Here is a 16,108-nt window from a genome sequence, read left to right as displayed (position 1 = left end):
ACAACTAAGTCGCGTTAAATTACTTATAGCCAGCGGCAATAACCCGACCCACTAACATCGCAACTTTGCTACTGCATTGGGCGTTTTAAAACGGGTTATTGACGCCCAATAAAAAGCCATACAACTAGTTGTAAGTATTGACCAAGTGCCCGCCTCCGACACCCGCCTGCCCCCCCCCGCCAAGCAACTGCTTTACCGCCCGAACTTGCAAAAAAACCACAACCGTCTACGTTCATGAATACCTTCACCGCCGTGCTCAATTGCCCGTATTACCAGCCCTCCAGGCAGGGGAAACTGTTGCTCTGAATTAGCGTTGACGACTGAAACGGAACTTGGTCTTTACACTTGAAAAGGGATGCTTTGATGAAGCGCAGCCAGTGGCATCGTGCGTTTTCGAAAAAGGGGCCAGTCGAACATTTCTGGCTGTCATTGAGTGTTTTTGCTGTGCTGGTGATCGCCAGTTTCCTGTTATTCGAACAACAGATTCAGCACGCCCTGAGCTCACTCGATCAGTTACAACTCACCTCTGCCAATCAGGCACTTGCATTCGCACTTTTACTGATTGCTTTGCTGGCGCTCGACGTGGTGTTGCCGGTGCCGTCGAGCATGGTCGCACTGCTCGCCGTGGCCCTGCTCGGCAGCCTCGGCGGGTACCTCACGATCTTTATCGGCCTGTGCCTGGGCGCCGGGTTGGGCTATGCGCTGGGGGCCGGTTATTTTCGGCTGTTATCGGGTCGCCTGGGCCTGCATCAGCGCCAGCCGGGGCAACTGGCTTACCGTTTGAACACGCTGTCGCTGATCTGCCTGCGCGGCGTGCCGGTGCTGGCAGAAACCTCGGTGGTGGCCGCCGGGATGCAACGCTACCCGCTGCGCGCGTTTTTACTCATCACCACCCTGGCCAACGCGGGCCTGGCACTGGCTTACACCGCCATCGGCACGTTTCTGATCGAGGAAAATGCGCTGCTGGTGACCATCCTGGCGAGCATGGTGCTGCCGCTGCTGTTCGTGGCCGGTTACAGCCTGTTCAAGGCCCTGCGCGCACCCGGCGCCGGGCAACCGCTGCAAGGCCGTTTCCAGGTGAGTTACGACTACCCGGTGGTGTTTACCGACCACCTGTTCGACCCGCTCAACCCTTGCCTGCACCAGCAACTCTGCGCGCGGCACAATAGCCCGGTCACAGTAATGGTGTTTGCCGATGAGCAACTGCTGCACAGCGCGCCGACACTGCTGCAGCAGATCGACACTTACTTCAGCACCCACAACGCCGACCTGCATTTGCTCACCGCGCCCATTGCAGTGCCCGCCGGTGAGCTGAGCAAAACGGCCCAGGTACTGGAACAGCTTTACGCCGACATGTTGCAACACGGCCTCGACAGGCATTGCTACGTGCTGGCGCTGGGCGGCGGCGCGGTCCTGGATTCGGTGGGCTACGCCTGTGCGACCTTCCACCGGGGCATTCGGCTGATCCGCATCCCCAGCACCGTGCTGGCGCAGAACGACGCCGGTATCGGCGTGAAAAACGGCATCAACGCCTTCGGCCAAAAGAACCTGCTCGGCGCCTTCTATCCCGCCACGGCGGTGATCAACGACTTCCAACTGCTCACCAGCCTCACCCACCGCGACCAGATCGCCGGGCTTGCCGAAGCCGTCAAGGTGGCGCTGATCAAGGACCAGGCGTTTTTCGAGTGGATGGAGCAACACGCCGACGCCCTCGCCCGCTTCGACCACCCGGCGAGCCGCTACGCGATCCGGCGTTGTGCAGAGCTGCACCTGGGGCACATCACCGGCGCCGGCGACCCGTTCGAGCGCGGCAATGGCCGCCCGCTGGACTACGGCCACTGGGCCGCGCACAAGCTGGAAAACCTCAGCCATCATCGGCTGCGCCATGGTGAAGCGGTCGCGGTAGGGATGGCGCTGGATGGGCTGTACGCCAATGCCCTTGGGCTGTTGAGCGATGCCGACACGCAACGGGTGATGAACCTGTTGCACACCCTGGGCTTCAACCTGTGCCCGCCGGAATTGAGCCTGAAAGACGCGAGCGGTCGCTCGCAGGTATTGCTCGGCCTGGAGGAATTCCGCCAGCACCTGGGCGGGCAGTTGTCGATCCCCATGCTCAACCGCATCGGCCAGTCGGTGGACCTGCATGACATCGACGACACCCAGATGGAATGGGCGCTGCACCAGTTGGCAACCCGCAGCGACCTGGCCCTGCGCCTGGGCTACGCACAATGAGCCAGACCACGATGAAAACCTGGCTGACCCTGGGCCGCGTGTCCAACCTGCCCACGGTGTGGACCAACACCCTCGCCGCCGCCCTGCTGGCCAGCAGCGCCGGGGCCCTGACGCCGCCGTCGTCGCTGGTGTGGGGGCTGCTGCTGGTCACCCTGTCGCTGCTGTACCTGGCCGGGATGCTGCTCAATGACTGGCTCGACGCCGACTGGGACGAGCAGCACCACAACCCGCGCCCCATCACCCTGGGTCTGGCCAGCCGCCAGCAAGTCGGCCTCGCTACCGCCCTGCTGCTGATGCTCGCCGTGGCTGCGGTGCTGGGCCTGAGCCGCCTGATTGACCAGCCGCACTGGCTGCTCGGCGGCGTGGTGCTGCTGGTGGGCTGCATTGTTGGCTACAACCTGCTGCACAAGAAATACGCCCACAGCGTGTGGCTGATGGGCGCCTGCCGCTCGGCGCTGTACCTCACCGCAGCGGCGAGCCTGGCGGTGCCGCCGGAGCCGATCTGGCTCTGCGCGATGCTGCTGGGCGTATACATCAGCGGCCTGACCTACCTGGCCCGCCAGGAACATCGCAACCAGTTGATCAGCCGCCTGCCGCTGGTGCTGATGCTCAGCCCGCTGGCGCTGGCCCTCTACGCCGGCAGCCTGTGGTTCTGGCCGGTGCTGGTGTTGTGGCTGGGCTGGCTGGGCTGGCATTACCGCAAGCACCTGGCCAACCCGCAGCAACGCAGCGTGCGCGCGTTTATCGGCGCCGGGCTGGCCGCCTTGCCGCTGTTCGATGCACTGGTGCTGGCGGTGGCCGACCAACCCTTGGGCAGCCTGCTCTGCGTGCTGGTGTTCTTTGTGCTCCCCCACTTTCAGCGCTGGATCAAACCCACATGAACATGCGCCCGGATTGCCTCGCCGACTATCGCCAAGCCTTCGCCCAACAGCTGGACGCTACCGAACTGCAGTGGTGGCAACAGGCGCAGGCGCAACTCATCCAACAACCAGGCGTCAGCACCACGGCGTTGTTGAGCGGCCAATGCAAGCGACATCTCAAGGCGCCGGTGGTTGAGCGGGCGCGTGCCTTGTTGCTGGCTCAGACACTTGAACAAACGCCGGACGGCGAGCACGTTTCGACCGTGCGCCAGCTGTTCCTGTGGGGCGACGACCACGAGAAAACCGCGATTATCAAAGCCCTCGACTGGCTCGACAGCGACGGCGTGTGCCTGGAGCTGGCCTTGCAGGCCGGGCGCACCAGCAACCCGCTGGTCTTCGCCGCCCTCGCCCTCGACACGGCTTATCCCTCGCGCCACTACCCCGAACGCGCCTTTCACCAGCTGGTGCTGAAAGCCTTGGGCATGGGCCTGGACATTGGCCGTGTCGTCGGCCTGCCGCAACGCCAGGGCGTCACGCTCAATCAACTGGCGCTGGACCTGCTGGACGAACAACTTGCCGCCGCGCGGACCGTGTCCCCCGGCCTGCCCAACGCCATCGCCTTCCCCTTGCTCAGCCCCGCGCAACGCCAGCGCCTGGGTGGCTTGCGCCTGCCGCCGGAATGGCACGCTCACTTGAACTGAACCGTTCACCGCCTGCGCCTTTTCCTTGACGAGGATTCACCATGCTCAAGTACTTCGATCCGCATATTCACATGGTCAGCCGCACCACCGACGACTACCAGAACATGGCCGCCGCCGGGATCACCGGGGTCATCGAGCCGGCGTTCTGGCAAGGCCAGGCCCGCACCAGCGTCGGCAGTTTCGTCGACTATTTCGACACCCTGCTGGGCTGGGAGCGCTTTCGCGCGAGCATGTTCGGCATCCACCATTTCTGCACCATCGGCCTGAACCCCAAAGAGGCGAATGACCTCTCAATCGCCAACGAAGTGCTGGAGATTCTGCCGCGCTACCTGGTCAAGGACGGCGTGGTCGCCGTGGGCGAAATCGGCTACGACGACATCACCCCCGAAGAAGACCGCTTTCTCGCCGCGCAGCTGGAGCTGGCGAAGCAATTCAACCTGCCGGTGCTGGTGCACACGCCGCACCGCGACAAGATCGGCGGCACCAAACGCACCCTCGCCGTGATCCGTGAAGTGGGCATCGCCGAGCACCTGGTGATCATCGACCACCTCAATGAACTGACCTTGCCGCTGGTGCTCGACAGCGACTGCTGGCGCGGCCATTCGATCTACCCCAACACCAAAATGTCGGAGCAGCGCATGGTCGCGTTACTGCAGGAATACGGCACCGAGAAAATGGTGGTCAACAGCGCGGCCGACTGGGGCATCAGCGACCCGCTCAAAGTACCGAAAACGGGCCAGGCGATGCTCGCGGCGGGTTTCTCTCAGGCTCAGGTCGAGCAGGTGCTGTTCCACAACCCGGTGGATTTCTTTGCCCAAAGCGGCCAGCTCGACAAGGCTCTGGTCAGCACCCCATTGCCCATCGACCAGCGCAAGCAGTGGCAGGAAAACTCGGCCCTGCGCGGCCAGGACCCGGTGGTCAAATGAGTGCCGCCAGCGGCTGGGCCGCAAGCCAAGTGGGTTATTGCAGCAACGTGCACCCCACCCGTGACCTGGCGGGTTTGCGCGCCTCCATCGAGCAACACTTTCAAGGTGTGCGCCGCCTGCGCGGGTTGAGCGAGCAGGACAGCGGCCTGTGGATTTGCGCGCGTGCGGCCGCCGAGCTGCAAAACGAGTCGGCACGCGCACACTTTCTGAGCCTGTTGCGCCACAGCGGGTTGCGCCTGACGTCGCTGAACGGTTTTCCCTATGGCGAGTTCCACGAGGGCGCGGTGAAAGCCGAAGTGTATTCGCCAGACTGGGCCGACCCACAGCGGCTTGCCTACAGCCTCGATCTGGCGCGCATTCTCGCCCATGCCTTGCCGCCTGACTGCCGCCAAGGGGTAATTTCCACCGTGCCGCTGGGCTATGCCGCCACCTGGACCCCGGCGTTGCAAACCCGTGCTGACGAACACCTCAGCCAGCTCACCGCGGCGCTCGCGGACCTGCACCGGGAAACCGGCAAGAAGATTGTGTTTTGCCTGGAAATGGAACCGGACTGCGTGCTGGAAAACACCGAGCACACCATCGCCTTCTTTCATCACCGACACACCATTGACCCCAACCATGCCTACCTGACGCTGTGTTTTGACGTATGCCACCAGGCGGTGATGTTCGAGGACTGCTACCAGTCCCTCGACCGGCTGCGCCACGCGCGGGTGCCGGTGGGCAAGATCCAGCTGTCCAATGCGATGATTTGCCGCTTGCCGGCCAGTGATGAAAAACGTCGCGAACACGTCCTCAATACCCTCGGCAGCTTTGCCGAAACCACCTACCTGCATCAGGTCAAATCCCTCGACGCCCACGGTCGGCGTGTGGCGTGGCCGGACTTGCCCGCCGCGCTGCAGCGTTGCGCCGGGTTCACCGAACTGCGCATTCACTTCCACATTCCGCTGTTCAGCGAGCACCTGCTGTTGCCCGAGCTGAGCGGCAGCCAGGTGGCCCTGGCGCAGACCTTTGACTACCTCGCCGCCCACGCGGATTTTCGCCCGGTGCTGGAAGTGGAAACCTACAGTTGGGGCGTGCTGCCGGCCCAACTGCGTCCGGCCACCGAACGTGCGCAACTGGAAGGCATTGCCGCCGAACTGCGCTGGGTCGAAGACCAGTTGCGCCAGCGCAACCTGCTGCAAACCCTGGTGCGGGAGGCCTACGCCGATGCCCTCTGAGCAACCGCTGCTGCTGATCAATGTGGTGGGGCTTACGCCATCGCTGCTGGGTGAGGCCACGCCGCACATCAACAGGCTGCTCAAGACCGCGAAAATGGCCACGCTGCAACCGGTGTTTCCGGCGGTGACCTCGACGGTGCAGGCGTCGATCCTCACCGGCGCGCCGCCGTCGCAGCACGGTATCGTCGGCAATGGCTGGTACTTTCGCGATCAGGCCGAGGTGCGTTTCTGGCTGCAACCCAATGCGTTGATCGAGGGCGAAAAGGTCTGGCACACCCTCAAACGCGAAATGCCGGGCTTTCGCTGCAGTCAGTTGTTCTGGTGGTACAACATGTACGCCGACGTGGACGCGTCGATCACCCCGCGCCCGCATTATCCGGCCGACGGGCGCAAGCAATTCGGGCTGTATTCGTCGCCGCCGGGGTTGCACGAGCAGATCGAGCAGCAGATTGGCACGTTTCCATTCCCCGGTTTCTGGGGGCCGGCGGCGGGTATTGCGTCGAGCCGCTGGATCGTGGACTGCGCCATGGCCGAGTTCACCCTCAGCCGGCCGCATTTGCAGTTGATCTACCTGCCGCACCTCGACTACAGCCTGCAACGCCTGGGGCCGGATCACCCGTCGATTCCTGATGAAGTGCGCGCGATCGACAGTGAAGTCGGGCGCCTGCTGGCCTTTGCCAAGGCCGAGGGCGCGGCGGTAATGCTGCTCTCCGAATACGGCATCGAAGCCGTCGAACAATCGGTGTCGATCAACCGCGTATTGCGTGCCGAAGGCCTGTTGCAGGTGCGCGAATCCCTGAGCTGGGAGTTGCTCGACCCCGGCGCCAGCGCGGCGTTTGCGGTGGCTGACCATCAAATAGCACACGTCTACGTCAGGCAGGCCCAGGACATCCCGCGCATCAAAGCCCTGTTGCAGCGCCAGCCCGGTATCGAGCAGGTGCTGGACAAGGCCGAGCAACACGCGTGGCAGCTCGACCATACGCGCAGCGGCGAGCTGGTGGCCGTGGCCGCCAAAGGTTTCTGGTTCGATTACTACTACTGGCTGGATGAGCGAAAGGCGCCGGATTTCGCACGCACCGTGGACATTCACCGCAAGCCCGGCTACGACCCGGTCGAGCTGTTTATCGACCCGGCCATTCGTTTCCCCAAGCTGAAGGTCGCGCAGCGCCTGCTGCAAAAGAGCCTCGGCTTTCGCTACTACATGGACCTGATCCCGCTGGACACCGGGCTGGTCCGAGGCAGCCACGGCCGCCTGCCCGAGACCCCGCAAACCGGCCCGCTGCTGATCACCGATTGCGATCTGCCGTTACCGCACCACTTGGCGGCCACGGCGGTGAAACAACTGCTCCTGGAACACTTCCTGGGGCGCCCCGACACCGAACTGGCCACAGCCAAGGAGCTTCCATGCGGCGAGCCTTATCTATAACGGTACTGAGTGCACTGGCCGGATTGGCCCAGGCCCAGACCACCAGCCCCTTCGATTGCAGCAACTTCATGCAATTTGGAGGCGACATCGACAAGACGCGAACTACGTTTACCCAGAGCCCCGAGACCCTGGCCTGGAACTGGTTCGCCTGCCTGAACCAACCGGCGGCGGCGCAGAGCCCGGACTTGGTGTGGGAAACCCTGAAGCCGTCGGACCAGGTCTACCTGGCCAAAGGCGCCGCGCCCCTGCCCTACGCCCAGCGCACGCCAGTGCCCGCTGCGGTGCTGAGCCAGGCCCAGGCCATGGGCATGAACACCAGCCGCCTGTTCCATAACCTTAACGCCACGCAACAGGTGGACGGGCTGATCCTGGAAATGGGCGGCCAGGTGCCGCAGGCCGAACAGGGCCAGGCGGTGCGCTTCCAGTTGCTGATGGGCGAAGACACTTTCAACTACATCGTGCAGCAGAAGGTCTACAACGTGAACGGCCAGGCCGCGCTGACAGGCGACCTGAACTTTCCCTTTACCGCATGGGAACTCAAGGCGGCCTGGCTGTGGATCGGCAACAACCCGACCTACCAGCAGCAACTGGCCAATGACGGCTACTACATCGCCCAGACCTATTACCAGCAAGGCACAAAGTACGTGGTGGGCTACGCCGCGCTGAGCGGCCTGCATGTGATCAATAAACTCAACCCGGACTGGGTGTGGACCACTTTCGAAAACCGCAACAACAGCAAGTACACCGTGACCAACGCGATTCCTCCCACGCCAATGACCAACAGCACCGGGCCGACGGCTGCGGCGCAACCGGTCAACACCACGTTCCAGGCGCAATTTCCGGCGCTGGCCCAATACGAGCTGATCGGCGTGCAGTCCAACACCAACCCGACGCTGCTGGCCAACTCCCAGCTGGAGTCGGCGTTCCAGAGCGAATCCTCGTGTTTTGCCTGCCACGGCACTGCGGCGTATTCGCCAAAGCAGGGCTACTTCAATTTCGCCCTCAACAAAAACGGCGGGATTGTCTACCCCACCGCCGCACTGCCGGCCTCCGACTTTGTCGGCTATCACAAACTGGACTTTGTCTGGTCGCTCAAACGCGCCCAGTGGCAACGCTAAGGAGCCTGACATGAGCGTATTGAATTTCCCGCGCATCTACGTCGGTGGCCATATGTTCTGGAACCCGCCGACCGCCAACAACAACGACATGTACCCGCTCTACGACGCCGTGAAAATGCGCATGAACTGGCGGTTTCTGGAGTCGTTCAACATCACTCCGTTGAACGCCGCGACCACCCTGTTGCCCTGGACCATCGCACCGCTGGCCCCTGCTCAGGTGCCGAGCTATGTGATGCAGGTGCCGGGCAATGCCGGCCAGTTGACCACGCCGATGATTCCCGGCGAATGGAACCTGTTCGGTGACAACGCCTGCGGCACGGTCAGCTACAACGGGACCCAATCGGTGATCACCGGCGGCGAGCTCCCGGGCGGTGGCTATGTGGGCAGCGACCCGCTGATCAACCAGAGCTTTCAGTTGCTCGGCAACCCGTTTGGCGGCGCGCCCAACTCCCCGGCGCGGTTCGTGGACGTGAGCCCGTGGCAGAACACCTTCACCGCGTTGTACTTCGACAAGCTGGTGCTGGGCGGCAATGGTTGCAGTCTGACCCTGAACCGCGAACACCGCATGCTCGACCGTTTCCTGAATTTCAACTGGGCCAACCTCGGCGGCCTGAGCTACGTCACCACCACCTGGCAAACCTGTTTCCCGAAAGAGAACCTTGAATGGGTGCCCGGCAGTTCGGCCCTGCTGCAAAATTTGCAGGCGCAAATGACCCAGCAAAACGCCAAGGGCCTGATGTTCCGCTTTACCACCTACCTGACCTGCTACGACAAGAACGGCATCCTCAACAACTACCCGCCCATCGACACCCACAGCTCCACGCCGCAAGCCCAGGCCAAGGTGCAGGCGATGTACCAGCAGGCGCTGGATAACGTCGGCGATATCTTTTTCAACCCGGCCTACAGCCGCACGGTGGGTACGGTGGGCCTGTGGTTTGAGGATGAGTTTCCCACCGCTCCGGCGGGCCGCCGCCTGGTGCCGGCGCAAAAGGTGCCCATCTACAAAACCTCGCCGGGTGATACCAACCCGGTACAACTCGGGGTGATTTCGGTAGAGGCCCATGGCGACACCTTGTCGCTGGACCTGGGCAACGCCTTCCCGTTCTACCCGGTCGACAAGACCGCCGACATCCCGATTGCCGCCAAATACCAGGCCGGCAATTACCAGATCGGCATTCGCCAGGGCGCGCAATTCAGCCCGCTGGCGACGTTCGGTTATGCCGATTACGAGCAACTGCAATTCGACAAGCGTTCGGGCATTCTCGACCTGCCGCTGAACGTGCAGGCGCAGACGCAGTTGCAAACCGGCAGCCTCGAGTTGCAGTGGCAAGGCACCACGCCCGTGATCGCCGCGACCCAGCAAATGTGGACCGCCGAGGTGGTGCAAAGCGCCGGTTTCATCGACGTGGGCGACACCAAAACACTGCAGGTGATGGTGCAATACGACGGCCTGCCCGCCCCCGCCGGCACCACGTTGTGGGTCGCGGAATACGGCAACCCCTACATGCTGTGCACCACCGATTACTACCTGGCGTTCAGTAACGCGGCGAATTTCACGCTGTTTAACAACGACCCGGCGAACCCGGCCAACAACAGCGCCAACCTGCCGCAATTCCAGGGGGTGGTGACGCTGCCCAGCCATGTCACCGACGGCACCGGGCGCCAATTGATGGCGATACGGCTGGCGGTGTCGGCCGACCAGACCACGCCCGTGACGTATCAGGAGTTTCTACCGACACCGGCGTCTGTCCCTTTGAGCCCGACCCTTGCATTTCAAAACCCGATCGCCCGGCAGGGTACGCTGCAAGACCCACTCAACAGCACGGTGCAGTACAGCCTGACCCAGATTCAAACCGACGCCAACGGCATCGCCAACCTGACGGTCACGGCCCTGGCGCCAGGCTTTCCGACCTTGCGCTTTTTTGTGCAGGAAGGTCAGCAGGCGCCGGTCATTCCGTTCAGCTTCCCGCTGGGCCAGGCCTACACCGACTTCCTCGCACCGCTGCGCGTGCTGCCGCAGGAGCCGCAGATGCAGCAGGATTTCGTCAATGCCTGGAACCTGATCTACCAGCGCGAAGACGCCGGCCAGGTGATCTGGGAGACGTTCATCTACCCCTTCATCCTCCAGCCGTTCTATTACCTGTACCCGATCATGAGCAAGTACATGCCGCTCAATAACCTCACGCGCATCGAGGGCGCCGTCGACCAGTTGATCGTGCTGATCAGCAAGGCGTACCAGGAAGAAAGCACGCTGGCGATGCCCATCACCCGCGACATGCCGCAAAGCCGCCGCGCCGTGCTGGAGCTGTGGGCGCAGGCGCTGGTCAAGCGCAACTATCCGCCCATTCAGCTCAGCATGAGTGACTACCACTAACGCCGCACACAGGACTACCGGGTGACGCACCTGTCACCCGGCTTTCAAAGGAGTGTCTTATGAACGCCAGCCTCTTGAGCCGACTGCTGTTGCTGATTGTGTGCCTCAGCCCCGCCACCTTTGCCGCCGATGACAGCGGCGCGGTGTACTTCACCAACGGGGTGCACAACACCGAAGGGTGCAATGCACAGAACGGCAATTGCATCGCCAAACGCCTGCCCGGCGAGCCGTCCGACCCGTTCTTTCCCGCGCAGTGGATCAGCAACTGGACCATGTACCGGGTGATGACCAATTACGAGAAAAACCCGCCGCCCTACAGCAGTCCGCCGTCCACCTTGAAGCCGTCTGACTATACGGTCTCGCGGGGCACCAGTTACTACGACACCACCTACATCCCGGCTGATGGTGACGGCTTCGGCGCGATGATGGAGCACTACGAGAAGTACTGCCTGCCGATCTTCCCGATCAAGAACAACAACTACAGCTGCTCTTTCGTGTCCCTGGGCAACAAGGCGTACTTTCTGACCTACCCCGAGGACCGCCCGAAAGACATGCCGGCCTGCTGCATGTTCTCGCCGATGAACCACCCGCCCCGCCAGGACTTCGTGCAGCACCTGCCTTACAGCGCGACACGCAGCCAGAACCTCGGCGGCAGCGTGCAGGCCTATGCGCTGGACTTGCAGTCACCGTCGGGGCCGATCCTGTTCGGTTACGCGTTCAACAAACAGCAAACGGGCACACCGCCCTACCGGCTGCCGCAATCGTTCTTCTTTTCCGGCGACACCAGCGTGGCCAATGCACCGATTGTCAGCCAGAACTACACGAACTTTCGCATCGCCAAACCCGACCCGGCCCAGACCTGGGCGCAAGTGGCCGCCATGTGCCCCACCAACCCGCCGCAATGCCAGTTGTTCGAGCCGCCGGCGTCCCAGAGCAATGGACGCAAGGCGCAGTGGAACCAGCTCATGCCACGTAAACCCTGACGTGCGAGGAAGGATTGCGATGAAAAAGCTATTGAATTTTTGCCTGATGGCTCTCGGGCTGTTTAGCCTGTCGGCACAGGCGCGTGAAGAACCGCAGCCGGCCACCCTGGCCACCCAGTTGAACTGCCAGCCACCCGGCAGCGCACCCGCCGCCAACGCCAGCCAGGACCAGTTCGACCAATACAGCTGGCAAATGTTTATTGCCCTGAACTGGCCCGCGCAAGATGGCCAGCGCGGCGCGCCCAATTGCAGCAAACAACCCGGCGACCCCGGCTACACCGTGTGGCAAACCTACAAGACCGTCAGCGAGATTTTCCTGCCGGGAGCCGCCAACCCGGGGCCGTGGAACAGCCCGCTGAAAGCCAAAAGCCTGGGCATCATCAACATTGCCGCGCTGAAGAACAGCACGCTGGTCAACTCCATCGACCAGGCTGTCGGCGGCTGGCTGATCGATCAGGCGGGCAACCCGACCTACTACGATATTTCGGCGAACCAGGCGTCCTACAACTACATCGTGGGCAACAATTTCTACAACGCGAATGTGGTGTCCAAAGCCAACAACATCGCCTTTCCGAATGGGGTGATCGAGATTAAATCCAGCTGGCGCATCCTGACCCCGCGTGACAATGCCAGCCATTACCTCACCCAGTTCGCGCGCGTGGCGCGGTTCAACAGCCAGGGCCAGAAGATTGGCGTCAGCGAGGCCTATTTGGGCTTGGTGGGGCTGCATATCATCACCAAGGTCAACGGCTACCCGCAGTGGATCTGGTCGACCTTCGAGCAGATTGAAAACGTGCCGCCCAAAGCCAAGGTCAACGGCCAGTGGGTCGACCAACCGGTACCGGGCACGGCGTATTCCTACTACAACGCCACGGCCCCCGCCGCCTCGCTGAACCAGTCACCGTGCAACTGGCAAACCCAAGGCACGCAACTGGTATGCGTGCCCAAAGCCGGTACCACGTTCCAGACGCCGAACCCGCTGAATCGCGTGACGCCTATTGCCGACGTCACTCAGTGGGTCAACAACAACTACCGCGCCAACCCCGGCCTGCAGCGCAGCGTGCTGAAGTACTACCAGCTCGTCACCACCCAACGCCCCTTGATGCCGAACAACCCGAGCAACCCGTTGGGCCAGCCAACGCCTGCGCTATCGGCCAACGTGACCATGGAAAGCTACATCCAGCCCAACAGCAGTTGCATGAACTGCCACTCCATGGCGACGCCGGTGAAGAGCCCGTTCAAATCGGACTTCTCGTACCTGTTCAAATTCGCCAACCCGCCTCTGACCCCTCACGCCACGGACAAGGAATAGACCATGAGCATTCTTAACGGACCACGACTGAATTTCTGGGGCGGCATCCGCACGGACGTGAGTTTGCCGAACAACTCGCCGACCATTCCATTCAATGGCAACCCGAACTGGCCGCTGTTCGACCTGACCACCTCGACCCTGGCGCCGGGCGCGCAGTCCTACACCGATGACCAATTGAACAACATGATCAACGCCCCCGCCGGCAACTACTACACCGCCGGCGGCTGGAACCACTACGGCCAGCATGTGGTGGACATGCAAAACGCCTTGATCAGCTCACAAGGCAGCCCCGGCAACATCAGCACCACCGGTGACCTGATCGGCCAGCCGGTGTACCTGCTCGGCTCGGTAGACCCGGTGACCGGCCAGGGGCCAGTGTCGGGGCCGATGATGGTCGACCTTGACCCCACGTCCTCGGTGACCACACAGATATTTGTCGGCGGCCTGCAAATTGGCGACAGCACTAATGTTCAGTTGCTGATTCGCAACAACGCGGTATGCAGCAGTTTCGACGTGACCGGCCGCGTGCTCGACCCGGCGAAGATGGACGCGCCGGGCTCGTTTCACGCCAGCGGCACCTTTCAACTGACCTTCCCGCTGAGCAGCATCGTCAGCTGGAACAAGAACAGCGCCGGGTTGAAGTCGATCATCCAGGCGCCCGGCGCCACGGGTATTGTGTTGCGTTTCGTGATGTTCGAGATGTGCCCGCAGATGACCACGCCGCAGCTGGATGCCGACTATGCGGCGGGCAAGTACACACCCAACCCAAGCATCGGCCGGGTGATCGGCACCCTGGCTCCGGCCTTTGCCGGCGAGCCGATGAGCTGCCAGCCGGGCCGGCAAATCGTCAACCTCAGCACCGGCAACGCCGCTTATGCAGCGCTGGGCAATAACGGTTTGTTGAGCCTGGACATGGTGAATGTCATCCCCAAGCAAACCTTTCGCACCGTGCGTGACGACATCACCAGCCCCATCGGGCCGAACGCAAACTACGGGCCAGTGACCATTGCCGCCGGGGCCACGGCACTGACCACCCTCAACCCGACGGCCAGCCCCTTGGTCAATTACTACGTGTACGGTGGCATTGTCGACCTGCCGTTGAACACCAGCCAGCAGCAGGCGGTGAGGACTACCGCGCTGACCATCACCGGCCCGACGGCGGTGAACGGCAAGACGCTCAACGCCATCGAGTCGACCTACCGGGTGTATGCCGACCAGCGCAACGTGTACCTGGAGGACTACCCCAACGGACTGACCATCAACCTGCAGGTCCGCTACCTGGGCGGGCCAGTGCCCAACGCCACCAAAATCAGCGTGCAGGCCAGTGCGCCGGGGACTTATGAGGGCAAGCAATACACCGACTTCCTGAATTTTCCGGCGTCGATGACGCTGAATGCCGGCCAGCAGACACTGAGTTTTCCTGTCACCGTGAAATCCGGCAGCGCGGGCCAGGCGGGATTTGTCTCGCTGACCTGCACGGCGAATGGCGTGGACAACGGCGCGTTTTTCACCAATTTCCGCAAATACGCGCAGACCGACTTCGGCATCGCCAAGGGCAGCACTATCACCTGGCAGCAGGTATACCCCAACGTACTGCGCTTTCATTACCTGGCCTTCCCGGCGATGTCGCGCTACGTGCCGCTGAACCAGCCGGACGCGATCATGGCTGCCAAAAACGCCATCCTCGCGCGCACCGCCGACGCCTATAAGGGCACCACGCTGTTCATGCCGGTGGTGCGTTCCATGTCGCCGGCCCAGCGCGCGTTGCTGCGTGCTTACCTCACCGGCAGCCCTTGGCAACCGCCGCAATAGGAGTAAACCCCATGACCCTGCATATTCCTGCGCAGCCTGTCGAAACCCTGCGCCCGAGTACGTTGATTGCCGAAGGCCTGCTCAACCCGCGCGGGCTGTGCCTGCAAGCCGATGGCAGCCTGTTGCTCGCGGAGGCGGGCTCGGGCTTGCCGGACCAGCCGTTCAGCGGCCGTATCAGCCGATTGATTCCCGACCCACAGCGGCCCGGCGCTTACCTGCCCGGCGCGGTTCTGGCCCAAGGCTTTCGCGCGCTGAACATGCAGGCTCGCATGTTGCGCGATGAAATCATGGGCGTATCGGATATTGCCTGCGGTGATGGCCGCTGCCTGGCGAGCCAGACCGATTATGTCGGCGGCTCCAGGCTGCTCGACCTGCAATACAGCCCGCCGGAGCCGGTGTTTCACAGTCGCGGCAATCTCAATGCGCTGTGCTACCACCCGACGCGGCGCAGCTGGCTGGCGGTCAAACCCGATACCAACCAGTTGGTGGAATTTCGCGATGGCGAAGAAGAACGTGTGCTGGCGCAACTCCCAGAGCTGGATCAGGGCCAGGAAGCCGTACCCGTCACCCTTGTCTATGAACCCGAAACCGACGCGGTGCTGATGAGCCTGTTTTCCGGCGAACTGCATGACGAGCCGGCGCGTAAAGGCATCGACTTTGCCGACTTCGCGGGCCAGGTGGTGCGGGTTTACCCGGCCAGCGGCCAGGTGGAAGTGGTCATACGCGGTTTGCAGTTGCCCACCGGGCTGGCGCTGTGCCCAAACGGCAACCTGCTGGTGCTGGAGCTGTGCAGCCATCTGCAACAACCCTTGGCGCCGGACTGGGCCGGTGAGCCACTGCATGGCGGTTTCACCCGGTTTACCGGGCGGCTGTTGCGTTGCAATGTGCGCAGTGGCCAGGTTGAAGTGCTGGCGCGCGGGCTGGATACGCCGTCCAACCTGTGCCTGGTGCCGGGGGCCGTGGTGGTGAGTGAAGGCATGGGGCTGACGGGCCGAAAAGTGCCCGCGCCGGGGAATAAAGTCGTGGCACTGAGTGGCAAATTACGCCGGGTTGAACTGTGAAAAAGGCTTTCACGAGGTTTTCACAATCAAGCGCATAGGATCGATTCAGCTCCTAAGCGAACACCTTTAAGCCCGCGCCCCCATCG

12 protein-coding genes are annotated in these 16,108 nt (G+C 62.5%); all 12 read left to right on the top strand.

Annotated features, from left to right (window positions below; all coding sequences use genetic code 11):
- Positions 1 to 363: 363 nt before the first annotated feature.
- Genes ATI14_RS20055 through ATI14_RS20000 form a run of 12 tightly spaced genes read left to right on the top strand, consistent with a single transcriptional unit; the run spans position 364 to position 16,022 of the window.
- Positions 364 to 2,232: a 3-dehydroquinate synthase gene (locus ATI14_RS20055; protein WP_017254252.1), complete on the top strand. Its 1,869-nt coding sequence runs from the start codon at positions 364 to 366 to the stop codon at positions 2,230 to 2,232.
- A complete protein-coding gene (locus ATI14_RS20050) occupies positions 2,229 to 3,113 on the top strand; it encodes a UbiA family prenyltransferase (RefSeq protein WP_031319703.1) in 885 nt (294 codons plus the stop codon). Before ATI14_RS20055 ends, ATI14_RS20050 begins: the two co-directional genes overlap by 4 nt.
- Positions 3,110 to 3,793 (top strand): EboA domain-containing protein, encoded by a 684-nt coding sequence (locus ATI14_RS20045; protein ID WP_016970640.1) that lies wholly within the window; start codon positions 3,110 to 3,112, stop codon positions 3,791 to 3,793. Before ATI14_RS20050 ends, ATI14_RS20045 begins: the two co-directional genes overlap by 4 nt.
- Before the next feature lie 41 nt (positions 3,794 to 3,834).
- Positions 3,835 to 4,719: a TatD family hydrolase gene (locus ATI14_RS20040; protein WP_016970639.1), complete on the top strand. Its 885-nt coding sequence runs from the start codon at positions 3,835 to 3,837 to the stop codon at positions 4,717 to 4,719.
- A complete protein-coding gene (gene eboE / locus ATI14_RS20035; RefSeq protein WP_080520043.1) occupies positions 4,716 to 5,936 on the top strand; it encodes a metabolite traffic protein EboE in 1,221 nt (406 codons plus the stop codon). The genes ATI14_RS20040 and eboE overlap by 4 nt, the downstream gene beginning before the upstream one ends.
- Entirely contained in the window at positions 5,926 to 7,362 is a 1,437-nt protein-coding gene (locus ATI14_RS20030) for an alkaline phosphatase family protein (RefSeq protein WP_016970637.1), read from the top strand. The genes eboE and ATI14_RS20030 overlap by 11 nt, the downstream gene beginning before the upstream one ends.
- Positions 7,341 to 8,480 (top strand): hypothetical protein, encoded by a 1,140-nt coding sequence (locus ATI14_RS20025; RefSeq protein ID WP_031319701.1) that lies wholly within the window; start codon positions 7,341 to 7,343, stop codon positions 8,478 to 8,480. Before ATI14_RS20030 ends, ATI14_RS20025 begins: the two co-directional genes overlap by 22 nt.
- A 10-nt stretch (positions 8,481 to 8,490) precedes the next feature.
- Complete coding sequence (locus tag ATI14_RS20020; RefSeq protein ID WP_080520044.1) at positions 8,491 to 10,854, top strand: hypothetical protein; 2,364 nt, start codon at positions 8,491 to 8,493, stop codon at positions 10,852 to 10,854.
- A gap of 59 nt (positions 10,855 to 10,913) precedes the next feature.
- Positions 10,914 to 11,837 carry a hypothetical protein gene (locus ATI14_RS20015; protein WP_016970634.1) on the top strand — a complete coding sequence of 308 codons (924 nt, stop codon included), beginning with the start codon at positions 10,914 to 10,916 and terminating at the stop codon, positions 11,835 to 11,837.
- A 19-nt stretch (positions 11,838 to 11,856) separates the two neighbouring features.
- Positions 11,857 to 13,149, top strand: coding sequence for a hypothetical protein (locus ATI14_RS20010; RefSeq protein WP_016970633.1), 1,293 nt, complete (start codon positions 11,857 to 11,859; stop codon positions 13,147 to 13,149).
- A gap of 3 nt (positions 13,150 to 13,152) precedes the next feature.
- Positions 13,153 to 14,961, top strand: a complete 1,809-nt coding sequence (locus tag ATI14_RS20005) for a hypothetical protein (RefSeq protein ID WP_016970632.1) — start codon at positions 13,153 to 13,155, stop codon at positions 14,959 to 14,961.
- 11 nt (positions 14,962 to 14,972) lie between these two features.
- Positions 14,973 to 16,022, top strand: a complete 1,050-nt coding sequence (locus tag ATI14_RS20000) for a hypothetical protein (RefSeq protein WP_016970631.1) — start codon at positions 14,973 to 14,975, stop codon at positions 16,020 to 16,022.
- Positions 16,023 to 16,108 lie beyond the last annotated feature (86 nt).

The sequence above is a fragment of the Pseudomonas tolaasii NCPPB 2192 genome (genome assembly GCF_002813445.1).
Taxonomy (GTDB): domain Bacteria; phylum Pseudomonadota; class Gammaproteobacteria; order Pseudomonadales; family Pseudomonadaceae; genus Aquipseudomonas; species Aquipseudomonas tolaasii.
The sequence above is the reverse complement of the archived record's forward strand: the minus strand, read 5'-3'. Positions and strand labels throughout refer to the sequence as shown.

What these genes read in the sequence shown, in the direction of transcription:
- ATI14_RS20055 (WP_017254252.1), top strand. Translation starts at nt 364, where the DNA reads ATGAAGCGCAGCCAGTGGCATCGTGCGTTTTCGAAAAAGGGGCCAGTC.
- ATI14_RS20050 (WP_031319703.1), top strand. Translation starts at nt 2,229, where the DNA reads ATGAGCCAGACCACGATGAAAACCTGGCTGACCCTGGGCCGCGTGTCC.
- ATI14_RS20045 (WP_016970640.1), top strand. Translation starts at nt 3,110, where the DNA reads ATGAACATGCGCCCGGATTGCCTCGCCGACTATCGCCAAGCCTTCGCC.
- ATI14_RS20040 (WP_016970639.1), top strand. Translation starts at nt 3,835, where the DNA reads ATGCTCAAGTACTTCGATCCGCATATTCACATGGTCAGCCGCACCACC.
- eboE (WP_080520043.1), top strand. Translation starts at nt 4,716, where the DNA reads ATGAGTGCCGCCAGCGGCTGGGCCGCAAGCCAAGTGGGTTATTGCAGC.
- ATI14_RS20030 (WP_016970637.1), top strand. Translation starts at nt 5,926, where the DNA reads ATGCCCTCTGAGCAACCGCTGCTGCTGATCAATGTGGTGGGGCTTACG.
- ATI14_RS20025 (WP_031319701.1), top strand. Translation starts at nt 7,341, where the DNA reads ATGCGGCGAGCCTTATCTATAACGGTACTGAGTGCACTGGCCGGATTG.
- ATI14_RS20020 (WP_080520044.1), top strand. Translation starts at nt 8,491, where the DNA reads ATGAGCGTATTGAATTTCCCGCGCATCTACGTCGGTGGCCATATGTTC.
- ATI14_RS20015 (WP_016970634.1), top strand. Translation starts at nt 10,914, where the DNA reads ATGAACGCCAGCCTCTTGAGCCGACTGCTGTTGCTGATTGTGTGCCTC.
- ATI14_RS20010 (WP_016970633.1), top strand. Translation starts at nt 11,857, where the DNA reads ATGAAAAAGCTATTGAATTTTTGCCTGATGGCTCTCGGGCTGTTTAGC.
- ATI14_RS20005 (WP_016970632.1), top strand. Translation starts at nt 13,153, where the DNA reads ATGAGCATTCTTAACGGACCACGACTGAATTTCTGGGGCGGCATCCGC.
- ATI14_RS20000 (WP_016970631.1), top strand. Translation starts at nt 14,973, where the DNA reads ATGACCCTGCATATTCCTGCGCAGCCTGTCGAAACCCTGCGCCCGAGT.